The organism is Calditrichota bacterium (genome assembly GCA_013112635.1).
In the GTDB taxonomy this organism is placed as follows: domain Bacteria; phylum Calditrichota; class Calditrichia; order Calditrichales; family J004; genus JABFGF01.
Window position 1 is genome coordinate 183,481 of the sequence record JABFGF010000002.1, and the last position, 20,431, is coordinate 203,911.

Annotated in this window: 13 protein-coding genes; 1 reads left to right on the forward strand and 12 read right to left on the reverse strand. The window is 36.0% G+C overall.

Going from position 1 to position 20,431, the window contains the following annotated elements; translation table 11 throughout:
• The 8 genes from HND50_05975 to HND50_06010 form a co-directional block, all read right to left on the reverse strand.
• Window positions 1-1,329: a PDZ domain-containing protein gene (locus HND50_05975; protein NOG44759.1), complete on the reverse strand. Its 1,329-nt coding sequence runs from the start codon at window positions 1,327-1,329 to the stop codon at window positions 1-3.
• Between the two features lie 96 nt (window positions 1,330-1,425).
• Complete coding sequence (locus HND50_05980; GenBank protein NOG44760.1) at window positions 1,426-1,824, reverse strand: hypothetical protein; 399 nt, start codon at window positions 1,822-1,824, stop codon at window positions 1,426-1,428.
• 111 nt (window positions 1,825-1,935) lie between these two features.
• On the reverse strand, window positions 1,936-2,973 hold the full coding sequence (locus HND50_05985; GenBank protein NOG44761.1) for an AI-2E family transporter: 1,038 nt from the start codon (window positions 2,971-2,973) through the stop codon (window positions 1,936-1,938).
• Window position 2,974: 1 nt separating this feature from the next.
• The gene (locus tag HND50_05990; GenBank protein ID NOG44762.1) at window positions 2,975-3,514 is read right to left on the reverse strand and encodes a cyclic nucleotide-binding domain-containing protein; all 540 of its coding nucleotides are present in this window, start codon (window positions 3,512-3,514) and stop codon (window positions 2,975-2,977) included.
• Window positions 3,515-3,675: 161 nt separating this feature from the next.
• Entirely contained in the window at window positions 3,676-4,413 is a 738-nt protein-coding gene (locus tag HND50_05995; protein ID NOG44763.1) for an AAA family ATPase, read from the reverse strand.
• A complete protein-coding gene (locus HND50_06000) occupies window positions 4,410-5,963 on the reverse strand; it encodes a CHAD domain-containing protein (protein ID NOG44764.1) in 1,554 nt (517 codons plus the stop codon). The genes HND50_05995 and HND50_06000 overlap by 4 nt, the downstream gene beginning before the upstream one ends.
• A gap of 42 nt (window positions 5,964-6,005) precedes the next feature.
• Window positions 6,006-8,057, reverse strand: coding sequence for a polyphosphate kinase 1 (ppk1, locus tag HND50_06005; protein NOG44765.1), 2,052 nt, complete (start codon window positions 8,055-8,057; stop codon window positions 6,006-6,008).
• Between the two features lie 35 nt (window positions 8,058-8,092).
• Window positions 8,093-8,536: an NUDIX hydrolase gene (locus HND50_06010; protein NOG44766.1), complete on the reverse strand. Its 444-nt coding sequence runs from the start codon at window positions 8,534-8,536 to the stop codon at window positions 8,093-8,095.
• A gap of 627 nt (window positions 8,537-9,163) precedes the next feature.
• On the opposite strand from HND50_06010, the gene HND50_06015 reads away from it, so the two are divergent.
• Window positions 9,164-11,359 carry a response regulator gene (locus HND50_06015; protein NOG44767.1) on the forward strand — a complete coding sequence of 732 codons (2,196 nt, stop codon included), beginning with the start codon at window positions 9,164-9,166 and terminating at the stop codon, window positions 11,357-11,359.
• Between the two features lie 53 nt (window positions 11,360-11,412).
• Here the strand turns inward: HND50_06015 and HND50_06020 are convergent, their stop codons facing one another.
• The 4 genes from HND50_06020 to HND50_06035 all read right to left on the reverse strand — a co-directional run bounded on the left by HND50_06020 (window position 11,413) and on the right by HND50_06035 (window position 20,283).
• Complete coding sequence (locus HND50_06020) at window positions 11,413-12,201, reverse strand: response regulator transcription factor (protein ID NOG44768.1); 789 nt, start codon at window positions 12,199-12,201, stop codon at window positions 11,413-11,415.
• Between the two features lie 24 nt (window positions 12,202-12,225).
• A complete protein-coding gene (locus HND50_06025) occupies window positions 12,226-15,414 on the reverse strand; it encodes a histidine kinase (GenBank protein NOG44769.1) in 3,189 nt (1,062 codons plus the stop codon).
• A gap of 105 nt (window positions 15,415-15,519) precedes the next feature.
• The gene (locus HND50_06030; GenBank protein NOG44770.1) at window positions 15,520-19,560 is read right to left on the reverse strand and encodes a T9SS type A sorting domain-containing protein; all 4,041 of its coding nucleotides are present in this window, start codon (window positions 19,558-19,560) and stop codon (window positions 15,520-15,522) included.
• Between the two features lie 66 nt (window positions 19,561-19,626).
• Window positions 19,627-20,283, reverse strand: a complete 657-nt coding sequence (locus HND50_06035; GenBank protein ID NOG44771.1) for a DUF2380 domain-containing protein — start codon at window positions 20,281-20,283, stop codon at window positions 19,627-19,629.
• Window positions 20,284-20,431 lie beyond the last annotated feature (148 nt).

Consider the following 20,431-nt stretch of genomic DNA (forward strand, 5'->3'; position numbering starts at 1 on the left):
TTATTTTTTCTCTCTTTCTATTAGTGCAAAATGGTTACTTTGACCGGTCTTTAAAAATAGTAAGTATGATTTTTCCACATCTGTTTTATACTTTTCATATTTAGTTTTAAAATCGTCAAGGTTTTCAATTTCCTCGTCATCAATTGTTAGCAAAATTTCTCCCGGATAAATATTTGCTTTTGCACCTTTACTTCCAGGTTTAGCGCCGGAAATCAGGACACCTTTATCCGATTCTAGTTGGAAATTTTTAACAATCCTGGGAGTAATTTCCTGTACAGAAATCCCCCATTCTTCACAATTAAACTCATTACCCCGGAACTTACCTTGCCGGGTACTTACAACCTCAATCCTTTTATCCTCATCTTCTCTTAATAAATCAAAAATGATAGGTGAATCCACTGGCAGATTTGAAATCAATAAACGTATTTTTGGCAATTCTTCCAAATGAACAGCAGAGACCGCATTATCATTAATTTTTGTTACAACATCACCTGCTTTTAATCCTGCATGCTCAGCTGCAGATCCTTTTTCAACACCGCCAACAAGCACGCCTTCAAGGTTAGGGTTTTTTATAAAAGCGCGATATTCTTTTATCTCCTGCCAGTCAATTCCAATTTGTGATCGTTCAACTTCTCCTTTTTCAATAATCTGATCCACCACATGTTTTACGATATTTGCCGGAATTGCAAAGCCCAGGTTTTCACCAAAAACAACCGCACGGGCATTAATCCCTATTATATCACCATCCAGATTTACCAGTGGTCCGCCACTGTTTCCTGGGTTTATGGCAGCGTCTGTCTGAATCCACAGATTAAAGGGAGAAATCATCTCTCCAACATCATTAAAATAACGATCTACTGAACTTACAACGCCCAGTGAAAGAGACCGCGCTAATCCCAAGGGGGAACCAAGGGCAATAACCATTTGTCCAACCTCAATTTCATCGCTATCGCCAAATTTTGCAAACGGTACAGATTCGATCCCGGCTTCTTCAAGATCGAGTTTTAACACCGCCAGATCTGTCCAGGGATCGAGCCCAATAACTTTGGCCTGGACTTCTTGTTTGGATGATAAAGTACATTTTACAAAATTTGCTTTTTCGGCAACATGGTTATTTGTTACAACATAACCGTCATTGCTAATTATTACCCCGCTGCCGGTCACCTGTACTTTTTGCTTTTCACCTGATGATAAAAATTCTTTTACCGGTTGGATATGGACCAAGGCCGGAAAAACCGTTCGCTTTGCATTTAGAACTTTTTGCTGGCTGTTTTGGTTGGCGATTACAGAATTAAATAAAACTAAAATCGCTAAAAAAAGCTTATACATAGATTATCTTTCTATAAATATTAAATTATGGATTTGAGGATTTGCGAACCTTATTTAGTTGTTTGTCAATTCAACAATCCATCAGTTCTTTTGTTCTTATTTTTTTGGTGATTGCATTTTGATATAGAAAAGTGTGTTCATAGCTCGAAAAAGAATGGCCAGATAGACTACAACTACACCCATTAACAGCCCCATCCGCCAGGCAAGGGAAACAACTTTATACCAATCTAAAAAAGCTACGCCAAAAACAACAAGAAACATTATGGTTAGCAAGCCGGAATGAAAGCCGGTTTTTTTCTTACTGTGCCTGTTTAATTCACGTTCTTCCTTTAAAAGATGGACTTCATAATTATAAGTAAGCAAGCTTACCAAAACTGAAAAGACAAAATAAGTAGCGTCCTGCCAATCAAAAAAGTGGAAAATAAAAAAGCTAAGTAAAAATGTTAGAACCGGGGAGTAATCCGCAGCAGACATTTTGGATTTATTATCTTGCATATATGCGTCATTCCGAACTCGTTTCGGAATCCTTATATTTTTACCAAATTAACAAGCTCAACATGACTGTTATCAGGAATACTGATTATTATTTATTAATCCTTTTACTTTTTAAATCAGGTTAAACCGTTTAATACTTTGATATATTTCTATTGATAATACTTTTAAGATTCCGGTTACAGGAATTGCAATCAGCATGCCGATTATACCAAAAAATTCCCCGCCAATTATTATGGCAAAAATTATTATCAACGGATGCAAATTAACGCTGCGTGCAAGTACAAGCGGCTGAACCAATACATTATCAATTAACTGAATTATTGCAAATGCAACAAGCACCCAGGCAATTTCCTGGCCGCTTCCATTGTTTAAAAATACTACAGAAACAGCCATAACCATCCCGGAAAGTGGGCCAACGTAAGGAATCATATTTGCCAAACCTGCAAAGATTCCAATTAATACAAAGTATTTAATACCCAAAATCCAAAGGGCAATAATTGCCAGCAACCCAATAATCAGCGAATCTAAAAACTGTCCACGCAAATATCCGCCTAGTTGTAAATCTACTTTATGCACCAGGTTCAAAAACATTTCAAAATATTTATTAGGAATAACACTGACCAGGTTTTTTTTCATTTTACGCCCGTCTTTAAGAATAAAAAAGACAGCAAATGGAATTATAATGGAAGTTGATAATACAGAAACAATATCAACAATTATTGTAAAAAACGATTGTGCCAAATTTTGTAATGAACCTTGCAGTTTTTCATACAGATTTAAATCCTGGCCGGAAAGGACTGGGATTGTTTTGTGAATTGTCTGTTCCAGTTTATTAATTAGCTCCGATGCCTGCGAACCACCAATTCCCTCTTGCAGGAAATTTAGCTCAATCAATAATGATGGAACCAGCAGGTAAAATAAAAGAGCAATAGTCAATCCTAAAGAAAAGAAAATTAGAAGTGTCGCCTGCATCCGGGACAACCCATGTGCCTCCATATAACTGGCAATTGGATCCAGAATGTAGGCAATTACCGCCGATACAACTATCAGGGCAATAATAAATTTTAATAAAACCACCAACCAAAGCGAGGCAATTATCAATGCTAAAATTGTAAGATATTTGAAAACTTTTCCAATGCTTGATTCCATACTATTTGTCCTTCAGTTCATCAAGCTTGCTTTTCATTTGGTTCATTCGGGTTTTTAACTGGCGATTTTCTATGGTACCCAACCTTAACCTTTCCGCAATCATTTGTGCCAGCCGCTGTAAAATTTTGTTTCCTGTTTTCGGGCTTGTTTCAAGCAAGTTAAACAGATCCGGCTGGAAAAATCCTAATAATTTTGTTGGTTCCGTTGCGCTTGCCGAAGCCGTGCGTTGCCCTTCAAGAATTAAAGCCATTTCACCAAAAAAGTCTCCTGTGGAAAGTAATACCAAAAGTTTATTTTCTTTTCCAAGCGTAATATTTACTTTCCCGGATTCAATAATATACATCCCAACGCCTGGTTCGTATTCTTTAAAAATTACTTCATCTGCCTTGTATGTGCGCCTGTGCAGGATTCGTTCTATAGCTTTTAATTCTTTGTAGCTCAAATCCTGAAAAATTGGTAAACGTTTTAAAACAGAAAAAATGTTTTCTTCCTGAACTTTATTTCTTTTAAAAATATTTGACCATACCGGATCTTCAGTCATTTATTATCCTTTAATATTTTTATTAAGCATGAAATGGAATATAAAATGATTTGTGTTTTATTTGCAAAACAATGATCAGTAAATAATCTATCGGAATTAATAGCTAAAAAATGTAGAATAATGATGTGAAAAGTGAGAGCTAATTGTTTGTAACAATCTTTCTATAATTTCTTAATTTCTTCCCAAAGACTTTTAAAAGCCTGTGCCGCTGCCGAACCCGGATTAAATTCATTCACCGGCGCCCGCTCAACTCCCATTCGTTCCACAATGCTGGAATATGGAATAGTTGTTTTGAGAAAACGTTTTTTCTCTTTTGGTAAATTTACAATCATTTCCTGATGTAGTTTTTTACGTTTTTCTACCATTGAAAAAAACGGATATACATTGGATTTTTTCAGTTTCATCTCTCTAAAAAAATCCAGCAGCTTTTCATAAGTTAAATGCGACAGGGTTGTTGGTATAAGTGGTGTTAAAATTGAATCCGCAGCATGAAAAACATTTTCGGAAACCAATGTTATATTTGGCGGACAATCCATGATGATATAATCATATTCTTTTTTTAGTGGTGATAAAACCGTTTTCAACTGTTTTTGCGGCTTCTTTAAATCATCCAAAATTAAATCCAGATTGCGGTACGTCATATCTGCCGGCAGTAAATCCAGATTTTCAAAATCTGTTGCCCGAATGTTTTTATCTATTTTTTTTCCTCCGCGGATTAACGTATCGGAGCCATGCTTTTTGGCTGGTTTTATGCGAAAGTAATATCCTGCAGAAGCCTGTGGATCAATATCCACCAAGAGAGTTTGTTTGCCTGATTGTGCTGCATGATAGGCAATATTTACCGAAGCTGCTGTTTTTCCAACTCCGCCTTTCATGCTATAAAGGGCAATTATTTTCATTTAGACTTCTCCATCTGGGTAGTAAAATTAATCCGCCTTTTATTTGCAAACATTTCTTTAAATAATTGCTGATTTTCCGGTGAACTGAACTTTTTAAACAGACTATAAAACTCATCACGAAGCCTTTGTTTTTTGAAATTTAAAACAGCTATCAAACCTGAAATATCCTGTATCAAGATTGTATTGTTTTTCTTTCTTGCAGCCATAAGAAATTGCTCCAGAGAATCAATCTGTACTGAAAGGTCGTTAAAATCCCCTAAATTATCCTGAAGCTTTTTAAGTTGTTTTATAGCCAGTCCAATTTTTTCCGCTGGATATAAAGAACTAAAAAACTCCAGTAAATAACGCAATTTTTTACAGGTTATCCTTAATTCATGAAAACCATCATCCGGGCTTTGCTTTGTTAAAAGTGAACCATCATTTAAAACCCGTTTGTAACGCTTCATAATTAAAGCTGATGCAGAGTTAAAAAGAGGCCTGTCTTTTTTTACATGTTTATTATAATCCTCAAAAAAAGCATCCCAACGGGACATTGTTTTTTTATATTCTTCTGATTTTAGCAGAGTAACCATATTTTTAAGGGCTCTGCGTCTGCGGTTTTTTAGAGTCACAAAAATTGTATGAATCTCTCTTGATGACCAACTCTCAGGGACAAGTTCTTTATATTCTGTTTCACGTAAGAGATAAACATCCAAATCGCGCAAGGGTCCGCTTACAGTTCCTATTTGCCGCAAATCATTTATTAATGTCGCGCTCATCTCCGGCTTAATCACATTTTTTATTAAACCCAATGCAGAGCGTATACGGCGGGCAGAAACCCTGTAATCATGTAAAAATTCAATATCGGTGTCATCGATTATCCCATTCTCATTTTTGCGCATTATTTCAAAACTTACTTTTAGAATGGAAAAAAATGCCTCAGAAAGAGACATATCTTTATTAAATGAAAAAACCGGTTTTGCATAACTTTCAAAATTAATATCATAGATTTTTAAAATCGCCCTGTCAAAATTGCTAACTCTGGATGATGCGGGCCAGTTTTTAATCGCCGCCACCAGCTCTGTGTTATAGCCGCGCAAAGGGTTAATAAAACAAAAAACTTTTTCCGGGCCTTTTTCCGGTTCGCTGGGTTTACAGGTAACCAACCTGCCACGGGCAATTATTTTGTTATCAGAATTTACAATATTAAAAAATTTTGTTTTAAGACTTAGAGTTAGCCTGGTGATTAATGCCCTTACATCCAAAATTTGATGGAGAAGTATTTTCGTATTTTCATCTTTAATATCTTTTGAAAATAGTGGCGGTTTTTTGTGCGTTAATGGGACAGAAAAATCTTTTTGTGGATTTTTTTTATTTCTAAAAATCAAAGTTTCATTAGCATATTTTAAAGAATACCCTGCATTAAACAATCGGCCATCAAATGAATCCAGCATAGAAACATTTTCAGTTTCTGTAGTTGTCCATTTTAAGTTGTGTGTGTTTTTAAGGAGTTTTGTTAACTGGTTTTCTGAAATGTTTTCTTTAAAACTAATAAGTTTCCCGTTTACCACTTTTTCCATTCCTGATTTAACAATTATTTCTGGCTGCGTTATTTAGTTCAATTCATTTTTTAAAAAATCATATTGGGCTATTTGTGCGCGTTCGCCCAATTTTTCCCGATCTTTACGATAATTATTTTCCAGCGCTTTGTCTATAACTCTGGCCTTTTGCCCATCATTAAACTGAATATTTAAAAAGTTTTTTAGCTCTTTTTGAATTTCAGAATCATACACCGGTGTTGCAACCTCAATTCTGTTATCCAGGTTGCGGATCATCCAGTCTGCAGAAGAGAGAAAATATTTTTCATCTCCGTCATTTCCAAAAACAATAATGCGTGAATGTTCCAAATATTTATCGAGGATACTATACACCTCAATATTTTCACTAATGCCCGGCAAACCCGGAATAAGAGAGCAGATTCCCCGGATTAACATTTTAATCTTAACCCCGGCCGATGAAGCCTGGTACAACAAACCGATCATCTCCTTATCGACCAAGTTATTCAACTTAATGTAGATGTAAGCATCTTTTCCCTGGTTAGCAATTTTGATTTCATTTTTTATAAGACGCGCAAGCTTTTTACGCATAAAAAACGGAGAGACCAATAGATGTTTGTAGGCAAAGGTTTTATAATTATTTTCTAAAAAGTCGAAAACCCTTTTTACTTCTTTGGAAACAGCTACATGTGATGTAAACAAACCATGATCACTATAAAGCTTTGCTGTTGACTCATTAAAATTACCGGTGCTGATATATGTATATAAAACATCTTTGCCAGATTCTTTGCGTGAGATTTGCAATAATTTGGCATGTACTTTTAAACCCGGTACACCGTCCAAAATCCGGGCACCTTCTTCTGTTAAACGGTTTGCCCAGTGAATATTGGCTTCTTCATCAAAACGGGCCTGCAACTCAATAACTACTGTTACAGATTTCCCATTGCGCATTGCATTGATGAGTGCGTTTATTACATTGGAGTTTCTGGCAAGCCGGTACAGTGTAATTTTTATTGATTTTACCTTTGGATCAATCGCTGCTTCGCGCAAGAATTCGATAACATAATGATAAGAATGATACGGATAGTGTAATAGAATATCTTTTGTTTTAAGACTTTCAAAAATACTTTTATTTATAGTAAAACCCGGATGTGTTAATTGTGGAATCTTTTTGAAAGTAAGCTGTTTATCACCAAGTGTCGGAAATCCCATAAAATCTCGGGCGTTATGATAACGACCACCGGAAATTAAATTTTCATCGTCTTTCATTTTTGTTTTCGTAAGCAGAAAATCACGCATATCGTCTGGCATTTCACGGTCATAAACAAATCTTACAACCTGGCCTTTTTGACGCTCTTTTATACTCTTGGCAATCTTTTCATAAAAACTTTTGGTGATATCATCGCTGATATCAAATTCTGCATCACGGGTAAGTTTAACTGTATATGCTCTAAATGTGTCATAATCCAAAATTGCAAAAATATCTGCCAACGCAAACCGGATAATATCATCGAGCATTATAATATAATTTTTTTCATCCAGTTTTGGGAGCTCAATAAACCGTGGGATTGTTTTGGTCGGTAACTCGATTAGAGCATAATGGACTTTATCTGGCTTATTAGAATTGGAAAGGTGAATTGCCAGGTAAATAATTTGGTTTTGCATATAAGGAAATTTTCGTTTTTCCTCAAGCATAATAGGTACAAGTTGTGGACGGACTTCCTGTTCAAAATATTTTTGTACAAACGCCTGTTGTTCTGTATTCAGTTGAACTTCGTTTATCATAAAAATATTTTCTTTTTCCAGTTTTCCTAAAACGTCATTAAAAATCTCATCAAACTGGTCCCTTAACTTTAAAACCACTTTCTGAATTTGGTTAAGCACTTTTTTGGGGGAATCTCCCATGGCTTTTTTTATACCGGCATTCATCATTCGTGTATGAGTTGCAACCCGCACCCTGTAAAATTCATCTAAATTTGAAGAAAATATACCAAGAAATTTTAAGCGTTCCAGCAATGGTACAGTCTCATCTGCGGCTTCCTGCAATACGCGTTGGTTAAAAGAAAGCCAGCTTATCTCGCGGTTAATATATTCTTTTTTTGAAGGTATCATTTAAAAACCATGGTTTGTGGTATTGTGGTAGATTAATTTCCTAAAACTAATTCCTGATTCTTTTTAAGATTATTTTTATTAAATGATTTTGAAAATAGTTTTAATATTTTTCTTAGTTGTTTTGGTTTAACCATTTTTATTGCTTTTTTGGCCTTAACCCAGTTTCTGTCCCTAAAATCCATTTCATCCCACTCTTCAAGGACTTCCGTAACCCTCATTGAGAAAACCTGAACCCGGCATAAACCACCCCATTTATCATATTCATATTTCCCGACAGGCTCTTTATGCACCGCTCCAGTTACGCCGGCTTCTTCCTCAGTCTCTTTTTCAGCCGTGTAAGTTGCCGTATCACCATCCTCAATAATTCCTTTTGGAATAATCCATTTTTTACCGCTTCTAGATCTAATCAGAAGAATATAAAGATTACCTTTATCTGTTTTATAGGGAATTGCTGCTGCCTGTTGAAAAACTGTCATAGCATGGGGGTTCGAGTTATGATTTTTAAAGTAAAATAAATATAACAAATCATTGATAATCAAATCTACCCAAATTATTTAAACCCAATTCTTGAAATGAAAAAGGCAGAACAATATTAAAAATTGGTTTTAGCGGATAAAAATCAGAAAGGCTAAAATGGTTAAATTTAGAAAACCATTCTTATATTTATGACATCATTTGGTATAAATTCAAATGTCATGAAAAGACAATAAATTTCAATCTTAAGCAGGACATATTCGATTGATCTGCGTTAGATTTTCATCCCCCATGCAGCAATCGAATAAAACAGGTTTTATTTAATGATGGCTAACAGCCAAAAGCCTGTAAAAAAAGTCCTGCTAAGATTGAAGATACTCACGTGAGAAATTTTTTTTTAAATATATACAAAGTTTGATTGCTTGTGTTTAAGCTAAAGTGATTGAACTGTACTATTTGATTAGTAAACGGCAAATGAATAAAATGGATAACTTACTTGGGCATATTAGAAAGCGATTTTTGAAGAAAACAGGATAAGTACTTATTTAAATTGCATTTATTAATCCTCAAGAGTTTATAAGTTATACCGAAATTTATTAAATAATTCACTAAAAAGTGCCCGCCCATATATGGAAACTACAAAACTAAAAAACTATCTCATTAGCCGTTATATAATTCTATCACTCGTTACTGCAACACTCATTTCATTAATCTTCTTAGCGTTTTTTTATTTAAGCGATTCACTTCAGGATAAAAAAGAAAAAATAAACCTTTTGACAGAATATGAAGAATCAATATTCAATATAGAAAGAAATCTTGAATCCTTAGTTTCTGAAAATAACCTGCCGGATAAAAATACTGCCAGAGAAAATATATTACTTGAGATAAAAAAAATTAATTTCGACATAATCTATGGCCTACAAGTTCAATATGTTGAAACCGGGCTTGTCAACCTAATTCCTGAAAAAAATGAAATTAAACGTATGCTAATCGATATAGAAAAAGTTCTTTTAGCAGAGACTGAATTATCACAGAAAAAAGTATTGGTACGATCAATAAAACAATCAACTCAGGAAATCACACATGCTGTAACAAGTCTTATTTCCAAAATCATTTCAAATCAGCAGGAAACAATTGTAAAATACAAAAACCAAAACACTATAATCTGGATTGGTTCACTTATATTTTTACACCTTTTAATAATTTTTCTTTACCGGCCAATGACCCGAAAAATAATTAGCAAGACAAGTTTATTGCAAAAAGAGAAAGAGGAAGCCATAGCAACAACCAGGGCAAAATCAGAATTCTTAGCCACAATGAGCCATGAGATCCGCACACCTTTAAACGGTGTTTTGGGTTTAACCGGTTTATTACTGGAAACAAGGCTATCACAGGAACAAAAAGATTATCTGGAATTGGTGCATGATAGTGGGGAAAACCTTTTACAGGTAATAAATGATATTTTTGATTTTTCAAAAATTGAGTCCGGCAATCTGCAACTTGAGCAAATGTATTTTTCAATAACTAAAAGCATTAATGAGGTTGTAGAAAACTTTTTACCCAAAGCAATAGAAAAAAATATTCAGCTTCTGTATTTAATTGAATCTGATGTCCCGGAATATATTCTTGGTGATTATAAACGTACCGTTCAATGTATTTCTAATTTTACCAGTAATGCCATAAAGTTTACCCGTAAGGGTGAAGTCCTGATCCGGGTTAATGTTGTTAATTCTGTTGATAATAAATATGAACTTCAATTTTCAATTAGTGATACAGGTATCGGGATTCCGGAATCAAAACTTCAAAATCTGTTTAGTCCTTTCAGAAAAGAAAAAGCCCCTGCTGCAAAACGTTTTGAAGGAACAGGATTGGGATTAGCAATTTGTTCGAAAATTGTAGAGTTAATGAATGGGCGCATTTGGGTTGAAAGTGAAATTAATAAAGGCAGTACATTTTATTTTGCGGCAAGTTTTCTGGCTGATAATATGGAAAGCCATATTCATGCAAAAAAAGACATTAAGTTACTTTCTGAGAAACACATTTTAATTCTCGATGGCAATGAAACAACCCGGAAAATTTTGAGTGTCCAGTGCCATAACTGGGGTATGAATCCAAAAGCAAGCGGGTCTTTGGATGAGGCCGTTAAAATCCTTGAAAATGATAAAAATCTAAGTTTTGCTTTATTAGACCTTGATCTGATTGAAAGGGAAAATGAAAGTATCGTTGAGCAGATTGGATCACTTTCTAAAAAAAATATTCATTTTTTAATGATGCGTTCAATCATAAAAAGAAAACACAATTCGCCAGAATATGAAAAATTTGTCTTTCTAAATAAACAAGTAAAACAAGCCCAATTGTACGAATCTTTAATAGAGTTTGTAACGAAGGAAAAACCAAAAACAGAAAGCCGCCTTTCAGATAGAATCATTAATTCTTCAGTTCCATTTAGGCTTCTTTTGGCTGAAGATAATATAATTAACCAAAAGCTGATAGAGCGTTTTATTTCACGGATTGGATATTCAATTGACGTTGCACAAAACGGAGTACAAGCAGTTCAAATGGCATCGGAAACGAATTATAATATAATCTTTATGGATCTTCAAATGCCTGAAATGGATGGGATTGAGGCAACCCGAAAAATTCTTTCTTTTCAAAATAACCAGCCAAAGCCTAAGATTATTGCTATGACTGCAAATGTGCAAATAGAAGACAAAGAACTTTGTTTTGAGGTTGGAATGGTGGATTATATTTCCAAACCGGTCAGCTTTGATAAGGTAAAATATTTAATTGAGTATTGGGGCACTTTGTCCCTGGAAGAAAGCTAAACACGTCAAACAAGTAAATTCATTTTTAACTCATTTTTCAAAAATCCCCACGCCTAAAATGGTTTAGAAAAGCGTTCTAATAAATGTTTCCGGCGATCCCTCGAAACAGGCACGTGTGTATTATTGTTCATAATTACACTTCCACCATCACCATCATAATCAGATGATTGGTTTGTTCTGCTATATTCTTTGATATGATCCAAATTAATAAGATATGTACGATGCACACGGAAAAAATTAAATTCGGTTAACATATCCTCAAATTCTTTTAAAGTGCGAGATACAATTTCCTGTTTCTGTTTACCGGCCAAATATATAACACTGTAATTTCCCTCGGCCTTGCACATAATTATATCTTTTATAAGCACAAAACTAATTCCGTTTTGAGTAGAAAGACCAATCTTTTTATTTTTTGCCAATGCATTACTGTTTTCGAGCAAGACCTTCAGGCTTTGGTTTACTGTCTGTTTTTCATTTTGCTCAGTAAATTTTGTATTTACCTTTTCAACCGCTGTTTTAAGGTCATCCACATTTATTGGTTTTAGCAAATAATCCAGCACACTTAAATGAATAGCCTGTATGGCATATTGATCGAATGCGGTAGTAAAAATTATTTCGGGTTGCATATTTCCTATTTTTTCCAAAAGATCGAAACCCGTTCCATCCGGCATTTGGATATCCAGAAAAACTAAATCCGGTTTTGTCTTTTTTATGGCACTAACACCTGACTCAACAGAATCTGCCATTTCTACGATTTCAATTTCAGGACAATAATTGTTTACCATATTTCGTAATAGTTTGCGGCTTTTAACTTCATCATCTATAATTACAGCTCTAATCATAATCCAATCCTGTTAATTGTTAAATTAGTTTTGCATCTCCATCGGAATATTTATAGTAACTCGGGTGCCCGAACAATCTGGTTCTTGCTCCGAGCGGTCCACAACGGAAATAAATGAATCGTTGTTTTTCCCTGTATTAATTATTGTTAAACGTTCTCTTGTCAGCCTCATCCCCGAAGATGTATGACCTTGTTTTTTACCTTTCTTTTGCTCTTTCGATTTGTTTATGCCAACGCCGTCATCTTCAACAACACAACGAAGGCTGCTATTCAACTTTTCCAAAACAACTTTAATATGCCCTTTGGACTTTTTCTTACTTATTCCATGGTTAATGGCGTTTTCTATATAAGGCTGAATCAACATTGTGGGTATTTCACTATAATGAATATCTATATTCGGATCAACATCAATTGTGTAATCAAACCTTTTCTCAAAGCGAAGCATCTGTAAATCCATGTAAAGCTGCAAAGCTTCCAGCTCGCGGGATATTGAAATGCGTGATTTTGCAGAATTATCCAAAGTTTGCCGCATAAGCTTGGAAAACTTTGATAAGTAAGTAAAAGCTGATTCTTGATCATTGCAGGAGATAAAATACTGAATCGAATTTATTGTGTTAAAAATAAAGTGTGGATTCATTTGCGATCTTAGAGCCTGCAGCTTCAATTCTGAAAGTTTTTTATTGAAGGAGGTTTTGCGTTTTTCACTTCTATGGATCATATATATAACAAACAACAATGCTATCATAACAATGATCGAAGCCATCAATTTAAACCACCATGTTTGCCAAAGAGGAGGGGTTATTGTTATACGAATTGATCGTCCTTCCTCATTCCAGACACCATTGCTATTTGAGCCACGTACTTTAAAAACATATTCACCAGGATCTAGATTTGTATAGCTGGCATAATTTTTAGTCTCGTTGTAAACCCAATCACGATCAAAGCCCTCAAGAAAATAGTAGTATTGATTTCTTTCCGGAAGCCTGTAATCCAAAGCTGCAAATTTTATTGTAAAGAAATTTTCTTCATAATTTAATTCTATTTCTTCCAGATCATTAATGCGTTTGTCGTATTTTTTTTCTTTATCAAAAATCTTTATAGATGTTATTACAACCGGCGGGATTTGTGCAGCACGGGTAATGTTTTCCGGAAAAAATGAGTTAAAACCGTTTATTCCGCCAAACATCATTTTACCCTGTTCATTTTTAAAATAAGAACCAGGATTAAAGATATTACTTTGCAAACCATGCAGTGTGTAGTAATTGTTAAAACTTTTTTCTTGTGGGTTGTATTTAAAAATCCCTCTATGTGTACTCATCCACAAATTTGCATCTTTATCCTCGAGAATACCGCAAATCACATCGTTTGGCAGTCCATCGCTTTCACTGTATGTCGTTAATTTTTTTGTGATTTTATCATAACTTATCAAACCACCGTTTGTCCCAATCCAGCAGTTATTTTCCAAATCTTCATAAACCGTAAAAACCTTGTCGGTAATTTCTAAAGTGCCTTCTGTAGTGATAAACTTTCTTTGAAATGATACCTGTGGCTGACCGGAACTGGGCGATAAAAGGACAAGCTTATTTAACCCACGATAAGTCCCAACCCAAATATTTCCTTCGCGATCCTCATTAATTGAGACAACATAATTACTGCTTATTGATGATGAATCGTTAGCATCAAATTTAAATGAATTATACACCTTGGAGTTTAAATCGAAGAGGTTTAAACCATGCGTTATTGTTCCCACCCAGAGCCAACCCCGATTGTCAATTAATAATGATGTCACAATATTTCCCTGTTCACTTTCAAATCTTAATAAAGGAAGATTGTAACGCTCAATATGTCCATTTCTATAAATGCAGTTCAAACCATCGTAAGTTCCAACCCAGATATTGCCGATAAAATCTTCTGCGAAAGAAGTTATCTCGTTTGCTTTAGTTTTTTCCGGCTTTGTCTCAAACCTGATATTTTTATAATGTAATTTATCATCTGTTTTTTCAATTTTAGTAATTCCGTTCCTGGTTCCCACCCAAACATTACTATCCCGGTCTTCCAGAAGACTGTTTACTTCTTTATCAATAAGGCTTCTCGGGTCAAAAGGGTTGTGCAAAAATGTTTCAAATTGAGCGAGGCCTGGTACGATCCGGTCAATCCCTCCATAAAATGTACCAATCCAAAGTACACCTGAATGATCTAAGGTTATAGCCGAAACTTTGTTGCTGCTCAAAGTGTTTGTATTTTTTTCATCGTGATAATAACGATCAAAAGTTTTTTCATCCGGATTAAACTTATTCAGGCCGTCATATGTACCAATCCACAAATTGCCAGAGTTATCTTGCTCTAAAGACCAAATGTTATTATTACTTATCGAATAAGGATCATCCGGATCATTTTTAAAAATGTTCATACGCAATCCAATAACCCTGCCATCATCTGATTCTATTGGTTGAGCTTTTTTTAACCCGCCACCCCAGGTTGCCAACCAGAGATTCTTATTATCATCCTCAAAAATATCAATCAGGCTTGTGCTGCCATCGCGTGTAACTTCCTCAAGACGAATAAAGTAATCATTCTCCAAATCATAATAATGAAGACCACCCTCGTTTACACCAACCCACAATCGTCCCTTGGAATCTTTTGAAAGAACGCGAACATGATTGTTATTTATGGAATGCTTATTAGCCGGATCATGCAGATAGCGTATAAAATAATCTCTTTTTTCATTATTGGCCGGATCAGATGCCGGTACTAAACGATTCAATCCATTATTGGTGGCAATCCATAAGCGGCCTAACCTATCTTCACTAATGTCATAAACAAGGTTATCACTTATACTCAATGTGTCACTGATTGTATATTTGTATTGGGTAAACTTTTCCTGATTTGGATCAAACCGGTTCAATCCACCGGACCAGGTTCCAACCCAGATGAAGCCGTTTTTATCTTCATATAAAGAAATTATATCATCAGAAGAAACAGAATTACTGTCGTAAGGTGTGTGTTTATAGTGGGTGTAATCGCGGCCATCGAAACGAACTAATCCATAAAAAGTGCCAAACCACATAAAACCTTTGCTATCCTGCAAGACGGAATAGGTCAGGTTATAAGAAATACCCTCTTCAAGCGAAAGATGTTCAAAACTATATTGTTGCGCATTGCTGATGTTAATCATCAATATACAAACAATAATTAAGTTTTTTATACTAACCATATGAGCTCAACCGTTAAAAGGAACACAAAGATAATAAATATTTGTTCGTTCAGGAAATCCGATTACCCGGTTAGCATTAAATATTAAATGAACGGTAGATTACTTTTATTTAATTAAAACCCCCCGCTTAGTTTCACTGTATGTGCCTGCGGTTAGTTTAAAGAAATAAATCCCCGAGCTAAAACGGGTTGCATCCCAAACAGAGCTGTATGTCCCTTTTTGCAAAAAGCCATCAACAAGTGTTTCAGAATGTTGGCCCAATAGGCTGAAAACTTCCAGCTTAACAGGTGAAGCTTTGCTTAATGTGAATGTAATTTGCGTTACCGGATTGAATGGGTTTGGGAAATTTTGGTTTAAAGAAAACTTCTCCGGGTATAGCAAATCAGCAAACTGGAGACTTTCCAAATATTCCTGCGATCCGAAATAAACTTCAAAATCTTTTTGTGAAATGTTTTTAACTGCAAATTGAAGTTCGTTACTGTTTCTTAAATTGTAAGGTGTTTTTGTCTTTTTATCGAGAAGAAAAATATCAAATTTTTCAGGGATGTCTTCGATTCCTTCAAAAATGAGATCAATCTTTTCATGCCCTGCAGTTTCAACCAACAGTGGCCAACTATGTCCCCGATCTGATGGTTTCCTTATATCTGCAACCTGCATTTTTTCAGGATTTTTATTTTGTGGAAAATGAACTGCAAGTTGCCCTTTAAGAACCGGAGGTGCGCTTAAATCAAATTCATCAAATCCATCTAAAGCATTCTCATCCTGGCCAAAAAAATTAAAGGTCGAGATATTTTTAGTAGAAACTGCTTTTACTTTTACCAACCAGTTTTCTGCATCATTTAGTTTTGTGTCATAATAGGCAACAGACTTGCTCAAACCGGATTTACCCGGACTTATATAAAAATTTGTCGCTTGTGCCACCCATAATGCATAACCTTTCCAAGGAACCAATCCACTTTCATTTAATTGCCATGCACCTTCAAAGCTCCACAATTTAAAATCCACATCCGAATCAGTAAAAAGTGAATCATAAGGAATCTCAAAACTAAACGGGTTACCAATCAGGCTCCATCCCTGTGGAACTGCTATCATGTATGGCTCAGAAATATCATTTGTTGCGCCCAACCCGGAATTCATCACTTTGTCATCAGTCGTAATTAAAAAATATCCCTGATCCGGTGTAATACTCCCAATATCAGGATACTCTCTTATTTCCTGCGAAGCACGGTCATATCCAAACATGCGGTAATTCTCAGTATCATACTCCCCAAAATCGGTGTTAATAGTTAAAAAATTTGCCGGTGATTTATTTTCAAGATTAACAGGAACGGAAAAAAGCCTGTAGTCAGAGATATCATTTCCTGCTAATGTTGATGATGGGTTGCTTAATCCATTTTCAAGGGTAACTTCAATGTTTGATGTATCACTTACTGTTTCGTTGTTAAACTCATCTGTTGCCAAAATGTAAAATAACACGCCTCGCTCTGTTACAGCAAAAGAAGGAATATTGGCAGAATAAGTCGATCCGCCCGTGTTTGTCATACTCACATTCTCAAAAAAATCATCCCCGCCCTTTTGGTATAATAAAATCACATTGCCAATTTCACTTGCATCAGTTACATCAACAGTTACCGGGCTTTGAGTATTTAATAGCTCATCTTCAGAATAATCAAAATTGCTTAAAACCGGTCCGCTTGTATCTGCTAAAACCTTGTTAATGGTAAACGATCCATCGCTAACATCATTTAAAACAGAGTTAGCAACATCGCTAATCCGGACTAGACAAGTTGTTGATTGCACATTTGGGATTGTCCAGTTAAAAGAACCTGTAGAAGCCGAAACAGCGTCACTGATTAGTATCCATGAACTCCCGCTATTTAAGCTGTACTCAAGTTTTACAGATATAATAGAAGTACTGGACCAGGTAATAGAATGAGAACTTTGAGCAAGCCACATTTCTCCGCCATTGGGCGATGTAAGATTTATTTGAGCAGAAGGACTTATTACAAAAAAAGCATCGCTCACATCCTGAACTAAAGAATGATTTAAATCTGTAACGCGAACCAAGCATTGCAGTGATGTAATATTTGGTACTTTCCATTCAATACTTTGGTCTCCAAAACCATCATTTACAACACCAATTTGTGTCCATGCCAGACCCGCGTTCGAGCTAAACTCAACCCGAAAATTGGAAGTATAAGGAGCAAACCAATCAATAAAATATGTAGAATCTACAAGAAATAATTCACCGCCATTTGGATGATATACTTCAATATAGCGTGGTAGTATTTTAAAAAGTCCATCACTTACTGCAACAATTGAGCTATCCTGAGAATCAACTATTCGCAGTTGTGCAGTGTTACTTTGAACCTCAGGAACACTCCATAAAAATTCTCCGGCTGCCGCATCAGCATTTGATACAACTTGAATCCAGGCAGCACTGGCATTTAACCTGTAATCGATTTTCACAGTGGCAACATTATTGGAATTCCATTGAATAACAAAAGGCTCCCCACCGATCAAAGTATCACCGGCAGTTGGTGAAATTACATCTATTGAAGCAGCAAAAGTATTGAAAGCTATTTCTGGACTAAATTCAGAACCACTATAACCAGCGTCCACAGCCTGAACACTCCAAAAAAAATTTTGGTCATTTTGCAAATTTATAAGCTTATAAAAACTATTGCTTTCAGCATTTCCTTTTACCGGGATTTTTAATTTTCCGGTAGCCAAATCAGCATGCGAGGCAACAATGTCTTCTTTGCCTGCAGCAGAACCTACCCGAACATTGTACGTTAATCCCTGGGAAGGTGTTCTGTCATCAACGGGTGCATCCCATATCAAAAAAACAGAATCTGCAACTACCTGAGTGCGTAAGTTTTGCGGTACACCCGGCGCCTGGTTGGCGTACACAGAGTTGACACTGTTTTTATATAAACGTGTTGAATATCCAAGGCCTCCATTTGTACCGGAATATCCAAACTGCACTATATCCAAATCGCCATCTCCGTCATAATCGCCAACTGCAGAAGCTGCCCTGCCCATTCCACGAATTGTATTGCTAACCCCCACATCCAATTGAAATGTATCTGTTCCCACATTTGCATAAACAAAGGCTGCATAATCTGAGGCGTTAGTTGTGGATCCCTGAGACCCGTTTACAAAAAAATCCCGGTTGCCGTCATTGTTAAAATCTCCCCAGGCAATCGAACCATAATGAGTTCCCTCATACATGCGGGAGTTTGTGTTTCGCTCATCCTCTGTTTGTTCGAAAAGCCATTTACCGGCATTATTCAAATCCGGCCCAATATTTTTATACATAACTGTTATTTTGGCATCAGTTCCTGCATCATCATCACGCCCTTCGCCGTTCATCAACAAGTCCGGGTCACCATCATTATCATAATCTGCCCACTTAATATCAGCTAGTGTAAATCCATTTGTAAAAAACGATTGCCCATCTGCCGTGGCATCAAAATCATATTCTAAATCAACAAATACGCCATTATCGTTTCGAAATAAATAAGAATCAAAATTCCCTCCGGCAATTACAAGATCTTTATCGCCATCGCCATCATAATCTGCCCATGCAGCATCAGCACCACCACTGATTGATTTTATTCCTTCCGAAGCAGTTACATCCAATGTGAAAATTTCTGAATTATTTTGATGTAATTCCCCGCGTGACGCAAGGTGAACATCCAAATCACCATCATTATCATAATCCACCCAAAGCGCGTCACCAAAATCCACAGGAAGATGGACTGCATCTATAATTGAACCATTTGACGTATCAATTTTAAAAATATGAGTGGCAGCCGCATCGCCGGAGAGTAACAGCTCCAAGTTTCCGTCACCATTCATATCACCCCATTCAATTGACCCATTTGATGCATTTGCCAAAATTGAACTTGGAGTAAATATTGGGCCGCCTTCATTTACATAAATATAGCTAACCTTATTTCCACTTGTGTTATCAAAACCTGTTGCAGCCAAATCCAAATCACCATCATTATCAAAATCACCCCAGGCCAATGCACCATCCTGAAAATTGGGCAAGCCAATATCAAGCTCTTCAAAAGTTTGGGCATTTGTTTGGATTGATATGATCAAAAAAATTAAAATTATTTTAATAAAAACGTTCATGCTATTCCTTGTCATCTGATGACTTTTTTCAATACAAATGTTTGAACAGTTGCTAGTTGGAAAATTTTAATTTGATGGCGGAGGCCAAATTCCACCTACATCCGGCAGCTCGTTTGAACCGGAACCACCATCATCACCACCCATAAGAAGTACGGCTGCAGCCGCAGCGACCAAAACCCCGCCGCCAACCCAATAGTACCAAGTGCTGCCTTCTTCGTTGCTTTTTGGTTGTACCTGTTTACCGGCAATTTTAATTGATGCTGTTTCAAGAACTCCAAGCAAACCATCCGCATCACCACGGTAATCCTCACTAACTGTTTTTAAAATTCGTCCGGTTTGCACATCAATAATTCGCAGATCGAGAGTGTAAGTCTGCCCTATTTTACCAATACTTCCGCCAACCATTTGTTCAACGCCAACTAAACGCCCAATCTCCACCAGGCATTCATCGGATACGCAACCGCTTTGCTGAAAACCTTGTTCACCAAGAATTTCGTCCATTTGTTCGCGTTCCAGCACGTGGAAGGCTCCTGTATTTACAAGCTTTGATCGTAAACGGTCCGTTAAAGTTTTTGCCGCAGACTTGGACACACCTTCACCTTGAAGATCCAACACAGCAATGCGTTTTGCCTTTTGCTGGGCTTTAAGTTCTGTGCTTAAGGGAGAAAGAAAAAGAAAAAACGTGAAACTGAAAATTGTGACCCAGGAGACAGTTTTTACCATACAAACCTCAATATAAAATTATTTTCCCATTAAACGGTAAACGCAAGAAATCGGAAAAAAAATGATAATACTTTTTTAGATTTTTTATTGAAATGGTTGTCAGGGAAAAAATATTCCTGCATTATAAACAAAGAATAAATGAGATACA